Here is a 16,467-nt window from a genome sequence, read left to right as displayed (position 1 = left end):
CAACGGGGTGAGTGGGGGTCGGGGTGGGGGTTGGGCCCTGGGGGGGTTAGTGGGTTGCGGCGTTGGCTTCGGCTTGGGCCTTCATTCGGGCGGCGCGGTCGATGTCGGCCTGCTGGACGGCCGCCACCGAACCGAAGATGCTGACCGCCTGGTAGTAGGTCCAGGCCAGGCTGTAGCAGGCCGGTCGGACGACCGAGTTGTACGTGGTGCAGACGCGCTTCAGGTCCGCGTAGAAGGCGCTGTCGAGGCGGGACTTGTTTGCCGGGAACTGGCCGACCGCCTTGTAGTTGCGGTAGCCGAAGTCGTGGCGGTAGCAGCCCAGGTTGAAGGTGAAGCCGAGCGGGTTGTCCGGGCTGGATGAGCAGTAGTCGGTGGACCAGTTGAAGTTGTACTCGGCCCAGGGGGTCCGGTTGACCCGGGCGCTGTTCCACGAGTTGTAGCTGGAGGCGCTGGTCTGGGTCCAGCTGGACAGCACGGAGAGCCGTTGGGCGGGGGTGACGGCGGCGGCGGGGGAGGCGATGGCGAGGGTGGCGAGCAGCGCTAACGCGCCCGAGGCGATGAGGGTGGCGAGACGTCGGGGCACGGGTGACCTCCGCGGGGTGTGCGGGTGGGACGGAAGTTACCGGCGGGTTACCGGATGTCGATGAGTGTCGATCAGCTGATCAACTAGGCGGTATGCGCATCGCCAACTATTGGTGACATACGTTGAAACAGACGAATGCCCCGGACGCACGAGGCGTCCGGGGCATCCGGGGAGGCGGTCAGCGCCTGACGAATACCGGCGGGCTGGTGGGGCTCTCGTTGGCCGACCGGTCCACCGCGGTCAGCTGGTAGGTGTAGCGCCGACCGGGCTCGGCCGAGGTGTCCACCCAGGACTGGACGGTGCCGGGCGTGGCCCGGACGGTGTCGACCAGGTGCGCGGCGTCGGCGGTGGCGCACCGGCCGGGCAGCGTGGTGCCGTCGAAGCGGTAGATCGCGTACGAGGTGGCGGTGCCGAGCGGGCCGACGCCGTCGGCGGGCTGCCGCCAGGTGAGCCGGACCCCGTCGGCCTGCCTGGTCGCCTTGGTGACCACGGGGAAGAGCAGCGGCCGGGCCGGCAGGTGGGGCATCGCCGGCACCAGCGCCGGGCGGGAGTAGTGCGCGGCCGCGTAGATGTCGGTGGCGCCGAGCCGGTTGGCCCGCACCTGCACCGCGGAGAAGTGCACGTTGCCCTGCACCTCCGGGTACGACCGGTTGAGCGTCAGGTGGTCGGACAGCTCACGTGGGTTCTGCCAGTACGGCCCGTACGCCGGGTCGCCGCTCTTGTAGTCGGCCTGGCCGATGTAGAGCTGCACGCGGGTGCCGCGCACCGTCTCGGCCCACCACGGCACGAGCCGTGCGTAGTCGGCGGCCGGGTACTGGCCGATGTACCAGTAGAGCTGCGGCACCACGTAGTCGATCCACTCCTGCTTGATCCACTTGCGGGTGTCGGCAGAGATGATGTCGTACGACTGGCTGCCGGTGGTGTCCGAACCGAGCGGGTCGGCGGTCTTGTTGCGCCAGATGCCGAACGGGCTGACGCCGAACTTCACCCACGGCTTCGCCGCCTTGATCTTGCCGTTCATCTCCTGGATCAGCAGGTTGATGTTGTCCCGCCGCCAGTCGGCCCGGTCGGTGAAGCCCCGGTTGTTTGCCGCGAAGGTCGCATCGTCAGGCACCTGGTAGGTACCGCTGGGGTAGGGGTAGAAATAGTCGTCGAAGTGGACGCCGTCGATGTCGTACCGCTTGACGGCATCCATCATGGCGGTCTGGACGAACTCGCGGACCTCGGGGATTCCGGGGTTGTAGTAGAGCCGACTGCCGGCCACCCCGGCCGGTGGGTAGGCGAAGGTCCAGTCGGGGTGCTGCTGAGCCGGGTGGCCGGGGGCGAGCTGGCTCGGGTCGGCGCCGGCACCGCCCGGTGCGGGCATGGAGACGCGGTACGGGTTGAACCAGGCGTGGAACTCCAGGTTCCGCTTGTGCGACTCGTCGACCAGGAAGGCCAGTGGGTCCCAGCCCGGGTCCTGGCCGCGTACCCCGGTCAGGTATTCCGACCAGGGCTCGTACGGCGAGGGCCAGAGCGCGTCAGCGGTGGGCCGGACCTGCACCACGACGGCGTTGTGGTGCAGTCGCCCGGCCAGGTCGAGCAGCTCGCGGTACTCGGCCTGCTGGGCCGCGATCCGGTCCGGGTTGGTCTGGGACGCCTTGCTGGGCCAGTCGATGTTGACCACCGAGGAGATCCACATGGCCCGGAACTGCCGTTTCGGGGTGGCCGGGTCGGTGGCGCAGGTGGTGGTGTCGGCCGCGCTGGGTGCGGCGCTCGCGGGGGTGGCGCTGACGAACGTGCCGAGCAGGGCTGCGACCAGCCCGGCGACTCCGAGTCGGGTGGCTTTCATGCGGTGTGTCCCTTCGTTGGGGCTCCCGGATGTTTCGCGCGGTGCGCGGCAAGATTCGCCGTCGATGTCCGCGTTGCTGGTAGGAAATTTTCACAGTCTGGCCATCGCCGCAAGGGTTCGTGGTTGACCAATCGTGCCGGTGGGTAGCAACGCCGGTCACCGGCCGCCACGGAGGTGGTCGCACGGTGGGAGGGGTGACCGGGTGTCCGTGCTGCGCACAAAACCAATCAAGGACGTGATAGCCCAAGGTGAGGCGGACGGCAGCGACGGCCAGTTGGGGCTGAAGCGACGGCTCGGCGCGGTCGACCTCACCGGCTTCGGCATCGGCATCGTGATCGGCACCGGCATCTTCACGCTCACCGGGATCGAGGCCCGGGACAGCGCCGGGCCGGGCGTGGTGATCTCCTTCGCCATCGCCGGCGTGGTGGCCCTGCTCGCCGCCCTCTGCTACGCCGAGTTGGCCTCCAGCGTGCCGACCGCCGGCAGCGCCTACACCTACGCGTACGCCACCATGGGCGAGATCGTCGCCTGGATCATCGGCTGGGACCTGCTGCTGGAGTTCGCGCTCGGGGCCGCGGTGGTGGCCCGAGGCTGGTCCGGCTACCTCGCCGAACTGCTCGACCTGCCAACCCGGTGGTTCGGCGAGGAGGGCAGCACCGTCAACGTGGGTGCCATCGCCATCGTGCTGATCCTCGGCATCGTGGCGATCGTCGGCATCCGGGAATCCGCCCGGATCACCAACCTGCTGGTGCTGGTCAAGGTGGCCATCTGCGTCTTCGTGGTGGTGGCCGGGCTGTTCTTCGTCAAGGCCGCCAACCTCACCCCGTTCATCCCGCCGGCCGAGGCCGCCGGGAGCGGCGACGACGGCATCAAGCAGCCGGTCACCCAGGCGCTCTTCGGGCTGGAGCCGTCGGTCTTCGGCTTCGTCGGGGTGCTCAGCGCCGCCGCCGTGGTCTTCTTCGCGTACACCGGCTTCGAGGCCGTGGCCAACCTGGGCGAGGAGACGCGGAAGCCCAAGCGGGACCTCACCCTGGGTCTGCTCGGCACGTTGCTGATCTCCACAGTGCTCTACATCGGCGTGTCGCTGGTGGTGGTCGGGATGGTGCCGTACACCGAGATCGACAGGGGCGCCCCGATCGCGTCGGCCTTCGAGTCGGTCGGCGCCGGCTGGGCGGCGGTGCTGGTCTCCATCGCCGCGGTCGCGGGCCTGACCAGCGTCATCCTGGTCGACCTGGTGGCGATGGGCCGGATCGGATTCGCCATCGCCCGGGACGGGTTGATCCCGCCCTCGATCGCGAAGGTGCACCCGCGCTGGGGCACCCCGTACCGGATCTCGGCGATCATGACGGTGGCGGTCGCGCTGCTGGCCGGCTTCCTGCCGCTGTCCGCGCTGGCCGACCTGGTCAGCATCGGCGCGCTCTGCGCGTTCGTCCTCGTGTCGGTGGCGGTGCCGATCCTGCGCCGCAAGCGGCCCGACCTGGAGCGGCCGTTCCGGGTGCCGTTCTCACCGGTGCTGCCCATTGTCTCGGCGTTGGCCTGCTTCTACCTGATGCTCAACCTGTCTGTGGAGACCTGGCTGCGGTTCCTGGCCTGGATGCTGCTCGGCGGGTTGATCTACTTCGGCTACGGCCACCGCCGCAACCGGCTGGCCCAGCACGAGCCCGCTGTCGCCCCGGCGTCTCGGGAGCCGAGCGCCGACAGCTGATCCGACGGGATGAGGAGGGGCCTCCTGCGACGGCAAGGGGCCCTTTCCTCATCGTTCGTGCACCGTCGCGGAGAAGTCGCTGACGGTATGGTGCGCCCGTCACCTCGGGGAGGTTGCGGCGTGCGACACAGACTCAAGGACGTGGCCGAACGGGCCGGCGTCTCCGTCAAGACCGTCTCCAACGTCGTGAACGGCCACGTGCACGTGCGACCGGACACCCGTGCCCGGGTCGAGGAGGCGATCGTCGAACTCAACTACCGGCCCAACCTCTCCGCCCGTCACCTCCGCAAGGGACGCACCGGCGTGATCGCGCTGGCGGTTCCGGAACTGGACATCCCGTACTTCGCCGAGCTGGCCCGTCACGTCGTCAGCGTCGCCGCCGAGCACGGTTGGACGGTGCTCATCGACCAGACCGGCGGCCGGCGTGGCCAGGAACGGGTGCTTGCCTCCGGTATCACCGACCACCTGATCGACGGGCTCATCCTCAGTCCGTTGGCGCTCACCGTGGCGGACCTGGCCGCTCTGGACGGCACCCCGATGGTGCTGCTCGGCGAACGGATCGAACACTGCCCGGCGGATCGCGTGGTGATCGACAACGTGGCAGCGGCCCGGGAGATCACCAGCCACCTGATCCAGTTGGGTCGCCGCCGGATCGCGGCCGTCGGCGCGCAGCGCACCGACGAGGGTGCCAGCGCCCGGCTGCGCCTGGCCGGCTACCGCGACGCGCTGCGCGCCGCCGGCCTCGACCACGACCAGACCCTGGTGGCGTCCGCGCCGGCCTGGCACCGCGCTGACGGCGCGGCCGCGATGCGGGGACTGCTCACCTCCGGCGTACGCCCCGACGCCGTCTTCTGCTTCAACGACACGCTGGCCCTCGGTGCCCTGCGGACCCTGCACGAGGCTGGCCTGCGGGTGCCCGAGGACGTGGCGGTGGCCGGCTTCGACGACATCGAGGACGGCAGGTTCGCCACCCCCGCCCTGAGCACCGTCGCCCCGGACAAGGAGCAGGTCGCCCGCCTGGCCGTCCAACTCCTCGCCAACCGCCTGGATGGCGACCCGACCCTCCCCGCCCAGCAACTAACGGCCCCGTACCGCCTGAAGCTCCGCGAGTCCACCACCCCTCGCGTTGATCATGAAGTTATTGCCACGAATGACGGCGTGTCGGCGCAATAACTTCATGATCGACGTGGGGTGGGTGGGTGGGTGGGTTGGTGGGTGGTTAGTCGAAGAAGCGGGCCAGGTGGGACTGGGGTGCTGGGTCGGCGTCCGGGGGGAGGGGCGTCAGGTCGGCGAAGATCGAGGCGCCGTCGCAGCCTGCGTGCAGTGGGTACCAGCGCGGCGTGCCAGGTGGCCGCAGTTGACAGATCCCCTTGAACGTCTGCACGTCCATCAGTCGGACGTGGGTTGGGTCGGCGACCGCGTTCACATGCCCCCACCAGGGGCTCATCACGTGCAGCACCCCACCGGGGCGGAGCACCCGGTGACACTCGTCGACCAGCGGCAGGAAGTCGATCAGGTGCTCCAGGATGTGCACCGCGAAGAGGACGTCCACCGAGTTGTCGGCGAGCGGCAGCGAGCCGGACAGGTCCGCCACGGCATCCACGCCGGGCGCCGGGTAGATGTCCAGCCCCAGGTTGCTCGACCACTGCTTGGTCGGCCCACAACCGAGGTCCACCACCACCGGCGGCCGCCCGCCGATGCCGACCCGGCACCAGACGCCGTAGACGCCGGCCAGCCGCCCCACCATGTCCCGCACCAGCCGTAGCTGGGCGGGTTCGGCCACGTCGCCGCTCAGATGGGCCACCCCCCGGTCGAACCGCACCTCGACCGCCAGGTCCCGCAACCGATCATCGTGGCGGACCTGGTCCGCCCATGCCTGGGCGAGGAAATCGTCTATCGCCCGCAGCCGGTCGGCCGAGGGCGGAGTCTGTGCCAAAGCGACCATTCGGGCCACCTCCCGCCGCGCGATACCCGCAATCGCGCCCGTTATGCCCCGCTCGTCCACCTGGTCGGCGTGGCCCGCGCAACCGTGGTGTGGGCGTGTCGCAGGATGCGGGGCAGGACGCAGTCATCCTGATGCCACACAGGCATCAGGATGACTCTGGGGCATCAGGCTCAACGGAGACATCGGCTCCGCCCGGGCGCGGGGCGAGCCGCGAACGACCAACTCGGCTCATGCCACCGCAGTCGGCCCGGCGTGGTCGGGTCAGCCGGAGAGGGTGCGGCGGCCCCCGCGCATCCGCTGGCGAGGCGGCGGGTCGGCGGGCTTCGGCCGCTTGAGGTGGTAGCGGTGCAGTTCGTGGTTGCCGGGCAGGGACGGGTCCTCGCTCATCGCGACCAACTCCCAGCCCTGGTCGCCGGCCCGGTTCAGGTGAGCCAGCGAGGTGTCGCCGTACGGCGTCACGTCGACCATCGAGCCGTCCGGCCCGTACCAGACGAAGACGACCTCCCAGCCGAGGTCGTTGGTCGCAGCCTGACGGCGGCGGACCAGCAGGGCGTACTCCCACTTGAGCATGGCGTCATTCTCACCCCGCGCCGGCCCGCGGGCACGGATCAATCCTCGGCGATCCGCCCGGCGTCGACCCGCAGTCGCCTGTTGGTCTCGATGGCGGCCAGCATCCGCCGGTCGTGGGTGACCAGCAGCAGCGTTCCGGGGTAGCTGGCCAGCGCCGATTCGAGCTGCTCGATGGCGGGCAGGTCCAGGTGGTTCGTGGGCTCGTCCAGCACCAGCAGGTTGACCCCGCGACCCTGGAGCAGGGCCAGCGCGGCCCGGGTCCGCTCGCCGGGGGAGAGGGTGGCCGCCGGTCGGGGCACGTGCGCCGCCCGTAGGCCGAACTTGGCCAGCAGGGTCCGCGCGTCCGCCGGCGACATGTCGGGTACGGCCGCCTCGAACGCGTCGATCAGCGGTACGTCGCCGAGGAACAGCCCGCGGGCCTGGTCCACCTCGCCGACCACCACGCCGGGCCCGAGCGAGGCGGTGCCGGCGTCCAGCGGTAGCCGGCCCAGCAGCGCTGCCAACAGGGTGGACTTGCCCGAGCCGTTCGCCCCGGTCACCGCGACCCGGTCCGCCCAGTCGATCTGGAGGTCGATCGGGCCGAGGGTGAAGCCACCACGGCGTACCACGGCTCCGCGCAGCGTGGCCACGACGGAGCCGGCGCGGGGCGCGGCGGCGATCTCCATCCGCAGCTCCCACTCCTTGCGGGGCTCCTCGACCACGTCGAGCCGTTCGATCAGCCGATCGGTCTGCTTGGCCTTGGCGGCCTGCTTCTCGCTCGCCTCGGCGCGGAACTTGCGGCCGATCTTGTCGTTGTCGGTGGCCTTGCGGCGGGCGTTCTTCACGCCCTTCTCCATCCACCCACGCTGGGTGCGGGCCCGAGCCTCCAGCCCAGCCTTGGTGTCGGCGTACTCCTCGAAGTCCGCGCGGGCGTGCCGGCGGGCCACCTCGCGCTCCTCCAGGAAGGCCGCGTAGCCGCCGCCGTAGTGGTTGATCTGCTGCTGCGGCAGGTCCAGCTCCAGCACCCGGGTCACCGTGCGGGTGAGGAACTCCCGGTCGTGGCTGACCAGCACCGTGCCGGCCCGTAGCCCGGTGACAAACTCCTCCAGCCGTTCCAGGCCGGCCAGGTCCAGGTCGTTTGTCGGCTCGTCGAGCAGGAACACGTCGTACCGGCTGAGCAGCAGCGACGCCAGCCCTGCGCGGGCCGCCTGCCCGCCGGAGAGCCCTGTCGTCGGGTGGTCAAGGTCGACGGCGAGGCCCAGGTCGGCGCTCACCTGCTCGGCGCGTTCGTCCAGGTCCGCGCCGCCGAGGGCGAGCCAGCGCTCCAACGCGTCGCCGTAGGCGTCGTCGGCACCCGCCGCCCCGGCGGTCAGCGCCTCGGTCGCCGCGTCCAACGCCAACTGAGCGGCGGTCACCCCCGTCCGGCGGGCCAGGAAGTCCCGTACCGTCTCGCCCGGCCGCCGCTCCGGCTCCTGCGGCAGGTGGCCGACGCTCGCGGTGGGCGGGCTCAGCCGCACGCTGCCGGCCTCGACCGGCAGCAACCCGGCGAGGGTACGCAGCAGCGTCGACTTGCCGGCCCCGTTCGGCCCGACCAGCCCGACCACGTCGCCGGGGGCGACCACCAGGTCCAATCCGGCGAAGAGTGGGCGGTCACCGTGCCCGGCGGCCAGGTCCTTGACGATCATCGTGGCGCTCATCAGGACGGCAGCCTATCCGGCCGCCCGCATACCAGCCGCCGGCAGCGGGCAGACTCAACGGCGTGGTGACCACACTGGCGATCGATTGCGGCGGCGGAGGCATCAAGGCGTCCGTGCTCGACGAGGCGGGAACGATGCGGGCCCGGCCGTTGCGGGTGCCCACGCCGTACCCGTTGCCGCCGACGTTGTTTGTCCGCACCCTGCTGGAGCTGGGCGGGCGCCTGCCGACGGCGGACCGGCTCACGGTCGGCGTACCCGGGATGATCCGGCACGGAGTGGTGGTTTCCACCCCGCACTACGTGACCCGGAGCGGCCCGCGCAGCCGGGTCGACCCGGACCTGCTCGCCGAGTGGTCCGGCTGGGACGCGCGGGGCGCCCTCGCGGACGCGTTCGGGGTGCCGGCGCTGGTGCTCAACGACGCCGAGGTGCACGGTGCCGGGGTGGTCGCCGGCACCGGCTGCGAGCTGGTGCTGACCCTGGGCACCGGGCTGGGCAGCGCGCTCTACGACGGAGGGGTGCTCGCCCCGCACCTGGAGCTGTCGCACGCGCCGGTGCGGTGGGGCACCACCTACGACACGTACGTCGGCGAGCCGGAACGTCGGCGGCTCGGCGACGCCTTCTGGTCCCGGCGGATCCGGCAGGTGGTGGACGGGCTCCGCCCGGTGTTCCGCTGGGACCGGCTCTACCTGGGTGGGGGCAACTCCCGACTGATCCGGCCCGAGCAACTGGCCCGGATGGGCGACGACGTGGTGGTGGTGCCGAACACCGCCGGAATCGTCGGCGGTGTCCGCGCCTGGGAACTTTCCGCCGGACGCCGGGACGCCCGCACCTGACCGTTCGACGCCCCCTCAGCGGCCTTCGGTGGCTGGAACTGACCCGATCTCGACCCCGGGAACAGTCGCCAAACTTCCGGTGTTGTGCCAGCGTCGGAACAGGTGACGGTGCGACCCGAGGAGGTGGCAGATGGATCTTCTGGCGGACTACCGGCGGGCGACCATGTTCTTCGAAACCGGTGACCCCAGCGGGGCAGCCCGACTGCTGGAGCCGATCATCGACGCCGAACCCGGCAACGCAGCGGTACGGCAACTGCTGGCCCGGGCGTACTTCCAGTCTGCCCAGCTCAACCGGGCCGAGGAACACCTGCGTGAGCTGGTCGAACGGGACCCGAGCGACCACTACGCGCACCACGTGCTCGGTCGGACCCTCGAACGGCTCAACCGACACACCGACGCGCTGCGGCACCTGCGGATCGCCGCCGCGATGTACGCGGCCAACGACGACTACCGGACCGCGCTGGAGCGGGTGGAGACCCGCCTCGGCGGCAGGCGCTGAACGTGCGGCGTGACACGGCAGGGGCGGTCCTTCGGGGCCGCCCCTTCGTCGTCGGACAACCTTTCGGAGGTGCCTAGGATGGCGGACATGGGACCTGACCTGCCGAGGGCTGCGGCATGAAGCTCAAGCTGGACCTGCACGAGATCTTCAACAAGGGCCAGGACATCGACCGCGCCCTGCGCGGAATCATGGACGAGGCGGTGGCGAAGAAGGCGACCCTCGTCGAGATCATCCCCGGCAAGGGGTCCGGCCAGCTCAAGAAGCGGGTGCTGCGGTTCCTCGACCAGAAGGACGTCAAGCAGCTCTACCACCGCGTGGAGAAGGACTCGAAAAACTTCGGCCGCCTCTTCGTCCACTTCCGCTGGAAGTGACGAGGGCACGCCGTCCGTGCCAGCGGTCGGATACTGGGCTGGTGACGGAGGAGCAGGGTACCGAGCCGACGCGGTGGACGATTCACGGTGAGCGGGTGGTGGATGGCAGCCGGCGAGCGCGGTTGAGCATCGCCGACGTGGAACTGCCGGACGGGGTCCGTTTCGAGCAGTATGTGATCAGGGGCCCCCGGTCGGCCATGGTCGCGGTGCTTGACGAGCAGGAGCGCCTGCTGCTGATGCGGCGGCACCGGTTCGTGTTCGACAGGTGGGTGTGGGAGCTGCCTGGGGGTTACGTCGACGACGGTGAGCAGCCGGCGAGCTGTGCGGTCCGTGAGGTCGAGGAGGAGACCGGGTGGCGTCCGGGTGCGGTGGAGCCGATGCTGTCGTTCCAGCCGTGGGTAGCGACCGCGGACGCGGAGAATCTGTTGTTCCTTGCGCGCGAGGCGACACATATCGGTTCGCCGGTGGACGTCAACGAGGCCGAGCGGGTGGCCTGGATGCCGTTGACGGAAGCGCGGGACCTCGTGTCCCGGGGTGAGATCGTGGGCTCCGGCACGGTGATCGCGGTGTTAGAGCTGGTCGCGCGCAAAGCCCGAGGTGAGCTGTAGTCAGCGGCGTTGACCGAGAGTCACGTCGACACGGTTGATGAAGTGTCGAACGGCTGGCCGGCGGCGGTGCGCTGTGAGTTCCGTTTGCAGGTCGCGTAGGTACCGGACGGCTCGGGCTGACCGCAGTTGAGAGGTCAACGTGAGCGCTTGTGCCCCGATGGCGCTGGCGCGATCGGGTTCGCCGTGGTGGGCGTGGATGGAGGCGAGGAGAGTGAGGTTGAAGGCCTTGCCGCGTATGTAGCGTTCGTCCATGTGCAGTGAGCGGACGGTGAAGCGTTCGGCCTGCTGGTGGTGGCCGAGAGCATGGAAACAGTGGCCGAACTTGGCTGACAGGTATGCCTCGTCGAAGTAGCCGAGCCATTGCGGGTCGCTGCTGCGGTCGGCCCGGTCGAGGGTCTGTTCTGCCTGGTGCAGTGCGCTGGTGCAGGCGCGTTCGTTGCGCGCGGCGGCGTGGGCATGAGCTTCCATGACCAGCGCCTCGGCGGTCAGCACCGCGAGGCCGGCGCGTCGTGCCGTCTGCCGGGCGGCGCGGGCGAGATCGACGCCGGTGGCATTGTGGCCGAGATAGGTGGCTTGGTGGCTCATCGCGGCGAGGATTTCGGCGCCGAGCCCAGCATCGTCGGCAGCTCGGGCGAGGTCGAGGGCGTGGGTGAGGTAGCGCTGGGCGAGGCCGTGTTCGGCCGTGTCGTATGCCTGCCAACCAGCGAGCTGCGTTAGCTCGGCGACGGCGGCGAGCAGCTTTCGGCCGGTCGCCGGATCGTAGCGACCCTCGGTCAGCAGGGGCGTGACCTCGTGGTTGAGGTAGCGGGCGAGGTTTTTGCGGGCGTGGCCGCCACCGTGCTGGTTGTCGAGTCGCCGGTAGGTGGAGGTCATCTCGCGGATGGTGTCGATGTCGGGTTGACCGACTGACCGGTGACCTTTCTGCGTGACGGGTTGTGTGGTGGGGGCGGTGAACCAGCGCAACGCGGGCAGGGTGTAGCCAGCGGAGCTGAACACTGTCTGACGGAGCATGTCTCGACGGTTCACGTCGCCTTCCCACAGTTGCGTGGCGGCGCGGACGTCCTCGCGCCAGGATCGGTCGTTTGGCACATCCCCTCGAGGGCTGCCGAGGGTCGGGCGACGTGCTTGTTGGCCCGGTGCAAGGCCGAGTGACATTCGGGTCTCGTCGGGCATGCCGCAGCCGTCGGCGATCCGCTCCAGCACGTCGATGGAGGTCACCTTCCGGCCGGCGATCACCCGACTGACGTAGCCCTGTTCCAGGCCGACCACGGCCCCGATACGCGTCTGACTCGCCCCCGTATGCCGGGCAAGCAGCCGGAAGAAAGTGCCGATGTCGCGGACACGCACGGCGGTCCTGACGTCCTCCCGGGCCCAGAAGCCGTCGGGAATCCGAAGATGGTCGAGTAGCACACCGCTCCCACCGTCGTCGAGTGACTACGCATCGTGCTCAACCTGGAGCTTAAGTCTGGTGCCCGTGCAGGTCGAGCCCGCTCATGTCACCGTGACATGGCTAGCGGACATGGTCGCGAGACCGCAGCCGGCGGGACCGTCTTGGGCATGTTGTTCGATGTCGAGAACCCGCCGGTCGAGCCGCCTGACGGCTGTCGCCATCGGCTGCTGTGGCGCCTGTGCCGAGCGTTGTGGGAAGACCACCGGCCCGACCGTGCCGGCCACTACCTCATCGTCGGCTGCGTGCACGGAGACCAACTTGTGTCGTGCCGCCTGGCACGCCTCGCCGTAGAAGGGCTGCGAACCGCCAGCGGCAAGCAGGACGTCGCATCACCGCTGTGGCTCTCACTTGCCCGGAGCCGCATCGTCATGGGCGACGTCAATTTCGCGGCGGTCATGGCGGAGGCACGCTGGCACCGTAGCCGTGCAGGCCTGACGAAGTGAAGATGGCTGCTATTCACGGCCTGGAAGCCCTCATCGACCACGCCCAGGCTCAAGTCGACGCTGCCGACGAACTCCTGAACCACCACGACGAGGTCGGACTCGACCTGTGCCGGTGCGGCCGGCCCCACCCTTGTCCAGAGCGACTGCGGTGGCTCCAGAGGCGAGCGCACTTCGTACACCTAATCGGTGGCCTGCAGTGACCACCCACGGCCCGGTGATGCCGATCTGGACCTGCGGAGGCTGCAATGCGGCCTGGCCCTGCCGGACCCGACAGCAAGAATTACGCGCTGAGTACGAGGGCGCAGCCGTTTCGCTGGCGCTCTACATGGGCGCTCAACTGGTCTGTGCCTCGCAGGACCTGACCTGGGTGCCGGCAGGGGTCCTGCACCGTCGCTTTCTCGGTTGGACCCGATGAGCATCCTTCATGCGGGTGACGAGAAGTTCCACTACAGCGACGGCTCCCACAAGTGGATCCCGCCGGACCCCGACTACGATCAGGACGTCTGGAACGAGCAGATTTGCAGCACAAACATGGTCACCTGCGAAACGAGCGTCCGAAGGTCCGCATCCAGCGGCTGATCTGATGGGAGCAGCGGCGGTCAGAGGCTGGCGATGAGGAGTCCGCACACAGCCAGCGGAAGCACCGCGGACAGGCTGCCCAGCATGGCCGACGAGCGGATCCGGGTACGGGCGACGAGGACCGCGAGCATTGCCAGGCTGACCAGCAGCGCGAGGAACAGCGCGGGCGTAGCCACATAGAGCCCGAAGAGCAGCGCCCGCGACCGTTGCGAATCGCATACCTCGCCGCAGCCAGCCGGGACCGACCCGGAAAGCGTGCTGAGGAACAGGCCGAACGACACGACAACGGCGACGTACCAGCCGACCAGCACCAGGAAGGATGAGCGCGCATCAACGAGATGTGTGCGTGACGGTGCCAGAGTCATGACGGAAGTATCCGCCATTGCGCGAGCTGGATCAGCCCTCGAAGGTATGGGCGCGGGAGCCGTGGCCTGGCCGGGCGGCGGACCAGCACTGCGGTCGGCCAGCATCAACGCCAGTTGATCGTTACGCCTGCCCAGAAGTGACTTGGCTGTGGCACTACACGCGTCAGGCCCCGATCTCAGCGACCATCGTGTCCGCGTCCTCGAACGACTCGACAGTGCGAAACCCTTCAGCGGCGTACAGCCTTGCAGCGAAGTTCGCCCGCTCCACGCTCAGCGACACCGTGCGGATGCCACGCTCTCGTGCGGCCTGCAGAACGGCGCGCAGAAGTGCCCGACCCACACCTCGGCCCCGCCAGGTTTCCACCACGCCGACAGTCAGCTCGGGCACGTCGTCCCTCACGTATCCGTAGCCCGGATCGGCGGAGGTCAGGAATCGGAACCAGGCCGCCCCGACTGGACGATCAGTCGGGTCGACCGCAACCAGGCCGAAGTCGTCTGGCCGCATCCAGCCGGTGACATAGTGGGCCAGCGCAGGGTTCGCCAGGATCTGTTCGTGCGACCAGTTGCGCTCAGGCAGCCAGTTCACGGCCTCCACGAGCATGTCGACCAGGAATTCGGAATCAGCCGAGGTGGCCGCGCGGATGTCGAGGTCAGTCACCGCCGAAGCCTCGCACAGAGATCGAACAGAGCCAAGATCATGCCGTCTCCGGGCCGGCCGGCGGCAACGGAGATGCGTGGGAGCGGGCATGGGAAGCCCGATCGACCTACGAGCAGGAGGCGGCGATTGGTTGGTTCATGGCCGCAGGCGTATCAGACCGCTGTGCCGTCGCGGGCGTCGACGTGATCGTTGACCCGTAGGGTGTCCTGATGTCGACGGTGAACCTGCGGCGATCGGCGCGTGCGGTCGTCGTCGATGAGGACGACCGTGTTCTGCTGCTACGACTCGCCATTCCCGATCCCGCTGGCACGATCGCCGTGTGGATCACTCCCGGGGGTGGCGTCGAAGACGGCGAGACGCCACTGGCCGCCCTGCGGCGAGAGCTGCGCGAAGAGGTCGGCCTTGCTCTCGATGCCGACCCGCCTCAGGTCTGGCGCCAGGAGATAGTCGCCGCCGGGTTCGCACCCGGTCACGATGGCATCGTGAACGCATACTTCCTCGTTCGGACCGCCTCGTTCACGCCGCGCGGTGCGATGAGCGATGAGGAACTCGCCGCCGAGCACGTCATCGGCTGGCGTTGGTGGTCGCTGTCGGAGATCAGCGAACACCGCGGTCCGGAACTGTTCTCGCCCCCGAGACCTCGCCACGCCGTTGGCCGCATTGATCGCTGACGGAGCACCAACCCAACCCGTCCCGCTTGGCCTGTAGGCAGAGCGAAGCGGACCGGACGTGGAGACAGACTGGGATGCGGTACGAAGCCGCACACTTCGGGTGCGTAGTGCCCTGACGGACCGATCCGGTTCCCGCCTCTTGCCCGGTCATCGCCCGCCGGCTCCTCTGACCGACCGCGAACTCACCGACGCGGAGCAGCAGTTCGGTGTCACCTTGCCCGACGGATACCGGGAGTTCCTGCTGCATGTCGACTCCGGGGGGATCGGGCCGGTAAACCTCCGCCGGTTATCGCGCAGCTCCGGCTGCTGGGCATGGGAGGACGACCAGGAGACGGACCATGGGGCTCTGACGACGCCGTTTCCAGACCAGGACTCGTACGAAGGTCAGTGGGACGAGCTCGAAGCTATGAAGCCGCAGCTCTCAGACGAGGCCGGCTGGGCAGCGTGGAACCGGCGCAGCAACGACCTTGAGCGGGCACAGACCACTGGGGTGGTATATCTCAGCGACAACGGATGCGGCTTCTACACGCTGCTTGTCGTCTCCGGCACCGAACGCGGCAACATCTGGTTCGATCGGCGCGCCACGAGCGACGTGATCGTGCCTCTGCGCCACCAGGACGGCAGGCACGTCACCTTCACAGACTTCTACCTCGACTGGCTAAGCGCTGCGGACCAGACGCTGGCGGCACGTGGAGAACCTTTGCGCAGCTACGACATTGCGGCACCGATCTGGGAAGGACGCTTCGACGACTGAACCGGCCCTCATTGGTGCGGATCGGCGGGCGACGAACTCGGCGTCCAGTAGATCGACTGCTTCCTCGACATTGGTCGCGAAAGTGTCCCCCATGCCGTCATCATCAAATGGTCAGCCGAGCGCGGTCAGGGGATCGTGGCGAGGAGGCCGCACGCGACCAGCGGGAGCAGCGCGGCGAGGGTGCCCACCAGGGCCGACGAGCGGAGCTGAGTGCGGGAGATGAGGACCGCGAGCGTCGCCAGGCTGACCAGCAGTGCGAGGAACAGCGCCGGCAGGGCCACGTAGAGCCCGAAGAGCAACGTCCTCGATCGTTCGGAGTCGCACACCTCGCCGCAGCCCGTCAGGACCGACCCGGAGAGCGTGCCGAGGAACATGCCGAATGCCACGACGACGGCCACGTACCAGCCGGCGAGCACCAAGAACGAGGAGCGAGCGTCGATGCGCGGCGGTGACAGGGTCATCGCCGGAGTATCCGCTGTTGCGCGAGGAAGCGTCAGCCCGCGAGGGCGTCGGCGCGGGTGCCGTGGCCGGTGGGGCGTCGGGACCAGCACTGTGGGCGCTGTCGGACGGCGAGCTCCAGAGCCTGATGATCGGACTCGATCATTTCCCGGGCTATTCGACGCGCCATTTCCAGGCGGTCGACGTGCATGTCAAGATCCGTCGGGCCGGCGCCTGCCATCTCGAACTCCTTGTCAGCGTTCGAACTAGTCGCATCATGCGTCACGCCGAGAATCGTCACCATTCCCCGATCGGTGGAAAGCTTCCGCCGTACGGTTCGGTGCCGCGTACCCCGGTTGCGCCGATGGTAGCGGTGGCCGCGCCAGATCGCCGGGAACTGCGGATACCTCGTCTTGCCCGCGCTTTGTACATTGCACGGTGCACGGTGCGCGGGTCGGGGGGCGCGACAAGTCCGGTGAGGGATCTTC

At 69.1% G+C, this 16,467-nt stretch carries 19 protein-coding genes; 9 read left to right on the top strand and 10 right to left on the bottom strand.

Features of this window, described 5'->3' with window-relative positions; genetic code table 11:
- Positions 1-46: 46 nt before the first annotated feature.
- Both AB0K35_RS06905 and AB0K35_RS06900 read right to left on the bottom strand, forming a co-directional pair.
- Positions 47-583 (bottom strand): phospholipase, encoded by a 537-nt coding sequence (locus AB0K35_RS06905; protein ID WP_363884138.1) that lies wholly within the window; start codon positions 581-583, stop codon positions 47-49.
- Positions 584-761: 178 nt separating this feature from the next.
- Positions 762-2,414 (bottom strand): family 10 glycosylhydrolase, encoded by a 1,653-nt coding sequence (locus tag AB0K35_RS06900; RefSeq protein ID WP_363884136.1) that lies wholly within the window; start codon positions 2,412-2,414, stop codon positions 762-764.
- Positions 2,415-2,616: 202 nt separating this feature from the next.
- Here AB0K35_RS06900 and AB0K35_RS06895 point away from each other — a divergent pair, with 202 nt between their 5' ends.
- Both AB0K35_RS06895 and AB0K35_RS06890 read left to right on the top strand, forming a co-directional pair.
- Positions 2,617-4,119: an amino acid permease gene (locus tag AB0K35_RS06895; protein WP_363884134.1), complete on the top strand. Its 1,503-nt coding sequence runs from the start codon at positions 2,617-2,619 to the stop codon at positions 4,117-4,119.
- A gap of 120 nt (positions 4,120-4,239) precedes the next feature.
- On the top strand, positions 4,240-5,292 hold the full coding sequence (locus AB0K35_RS06890) for a LacI family DNA-binding transcriptional regulator (RefSeq protein WP_363884132.1): 1,053 nt from the start codon (positions 4,240-4,242) through the stop codon (positions 5,290-5,292).
- A 46-nt stretch (positions 5,293-5,338) separates the two neighbouring features.
- Here the strand turns inward: AB0K35_RS06890 and AB0K35_RS06885 are convergent, their stop codons facing one another.
- The 3 genes from AB0K35_RS06885 to AB0K35_RS06875 form a co-directional block, all read right to left on the bottom strand.
- A complete protein-coding gene (locus AB0K35_RS06885; RefSeq protein ID WP_238666918.1) occupies positions 5,339-6,064 on the bottom strand; it encodes a methyltransferase domain-containing protein in 726 nt (241 codons plus the stop codon).
- Between the two features lie 261 nt (positions 6,065-6,325).
- Complete coding sequence (locus AB0K35_RS06880; RefSeq protein ID WP_124822832.1) at positions 6,326-6,634, bottom strand: hypothetical protein; 309 nt, start codon at positions 6,632-6,634, stop codon at positions 6,326-6,328.
- A 38-nt stretch (positions 6,635-6,672) separates the two neighbouring features.
- Positions 6,673-8,310 carry an ABC-F family ATP-binding cassette domain-containing protein gene (locus tag AB0K35_RS06875; RefSeq protein ID WP_363884129.1) on the bottom strand — a complete coding sequence of 546 codons (1,638 nt, stop codon included), beginning with the start codon at positions 8,308-8,310 and terminating at the stop codon, positions 6,673-6,675.
- Between the two features lie 62 nt (positions 8,311-8,372).
- Here AB0K35_RS06875 and AB0K35_RS06870 point away from each other — a divergent pair, with 62 nt between their 5' ends.
- The 4 genes from AB0K35_RS06870 (at position 8,373) to AB0K35_RS06855 (ending at position 10,621) form a co-directional block, all read left to right on the top strand.
- Positions 8,373-9,143: an ROK family protein gene (locus tag AB0K35_RS06870; protein WP_238666916.1), complete on the top strand. Its 771-nt coding sequence runs from the start codon at positions 8,373-8,375 to the stop codon at positions 9,141-9,143.
- A gap of 130 nt (positions 9,144-9,273) precedes the next feature.
- Complete coding sequence (locus tag AB0K35_RS06865) at positions 9,274-9,642, top strand: tetratricopeptide repeat protein (RefSeq protein WP_112584722.1); 369 nt, start codon at positions 9,274-9,276, stop codon at positions 9,640-9,642.
- A 116-nt stretch (positions 9,643-9,758) separates the two neighbouring features.
- Entirely contained in the window at positions 9,759-10,013 is a 255-nt protein-coding gene (locus tag AB0K35_RS06860; protein WP_007465523.1) for a Smr/MutS family protein, read from the top strand.
- Positions 10,014-10,054: 41 nt separating this feature from the next.
- Complete coding sequence (locus AB0K35_RS06855) at positions 10,055-10,621, top strand: NUDIX hydrolase (RefSeq protein ID WP_238666915.1); 567 nt, start codon at positions 10,055-10,057, stop codon at positions 10,619-10,621.
- Here the strand turns inward: AB0K35_RS06855 and AB0K35_RS06850 are convergent, their stop codons facing one another.
- Positions 10,622-12,031 carry a helix-turn-helix transcriptional regulator gene (locus AB0K35_RS06850; RefSeq protein WP_238666914.1) on the bottom strand — a complete coding sequence of 470 codons (1,410 nt, stop codon included), beginning with the start codon at positions 12,029-12,031 and terminating at the stop codon, positions 10,622-10,624.
- Positions 12,032-12,178: 147 nt separating this feature from the next.
- On the opposite strand from AB0K35_RS06850, the gene AB0K35_RS06845 reads away from it, so the two are divergent.
- The gene (locus AB0K35_RS06845; RefSeq protein WP_238666913.1) at positions 12,179-12,514 is read left to right on the top strand and encodes a hypothetical protein; all 336 of its coding nucleotides are present in this window, start codon (positions 12,179-12,181) and stop codon (positions 12,512-12,514) included.
- Positions 12,515-13,113: 599 nt separating this feature from the next.
- Here the strand turns inward: AB0K35_RS06845 and AB0K35_RS06840 are convergent.
- Together AB0K35_RS06840 and AB0K35_RS06835 are read right to left on the bottom strand one after the other, a co-directional pair.
- Positions 13,114-13,458: a hypothetical protein gene (locus AB0K35_RS06840; protein WP_238666911.1), complete on the bottom strand. Its 345-nt coding sequence runs from the start codon at positions 13,456-13,458 to the stop codon at positions 13,114-13,116.
- A 163-nt stretch (positions 13,459-13,621) separates the two neighbouring features.
- Positions 13,622-14,116, bottom strand: coding sequence for a GNAT family N-acetyltransferase (locus AB0K35_RS06835; protein WP_363884125.1), 495 nt, complete (start codon positions 14,114-14,116; stop codon positions 13,622-13,624).
- Between the two features lie 209 nt (positions 14,117-14,325).
- Here AB0K35_RS06835 and AB0K35_RS06830 point away from each other — a divergent pair, with 209 nt between their 5' ends.
- Both AB0K35_RS06830 and AB0K35_RS06825 read left to right on the top strand, forming a co-directional pair.
- Entirely contained in the window at positions 14,326-14,787 is a 462-nt protein-coding gene (locus AB0K35_RS06830; RefSeq protein WP_363884123.1) for an NUDIX domain-containing protein, read from the top strand.
- Between the two features lie 100 nt (positions 14,788-14,887).
- Positions 14,888-15,541, top strand: coding sequence for an SMI1/KNR4 family protein (locus tag AB0K35_RS06825; protein WP_363884121.1), 654 nt, complete (start codon positions 14,888-14,890; stop codon positions 15,539-15,541).
- Between the two features lie 125 nt (positions 15,542-15,666).
- Here the strand turns inward: AB0K35_RS06825 and AB0K35_RS06820 are convergent, their stop codons facing one another.
- Both AB0K35_RS06820 and AB0K35_RS06815 read right to left on the bottom strand, forming a co-directional pair.
- The gene (locus tag AB0K35_RS06820) at positions 15,667-16,002 is read right to left on the bottom strand and encodes a hypothetical protein (protein ID WP_238666907.1); all 336 of its coding nucleotides are present in this window, start codon (positions 16,000-16,002) and stop codon (positions 15,667-15,669) included.
- Positions 16,003-16,034: 32 nt separating this feature from the next.
- Complete coding sequence (locus tag AB0K35_RS06815; RefSeq protein WP_363884119.1) at positions 16,035-16,283, bottom strand: hypothetical protein; 249 nt, start codon at positions 16,281-16,283, stop codon at positions 16,035-16,037.
- Between the last annotated feature and the right edge of the window lie 184 nt (positions 16,284-16,467).

It is taken from the genome of Micromonospora sp. NPDC053740, from assembly GCF_040677775.1.
Lineage (GTDB): Bacteria > Actinomycetota > Actinomycetes > Mycobacteriales > Micromonosporaceae > Micromonospora > Micromonospora alfalfae.
Note: the sequence above shows the minus strand (reverse complement) of the source record. Positions and strands in the feature narration are given on the sequence as shown.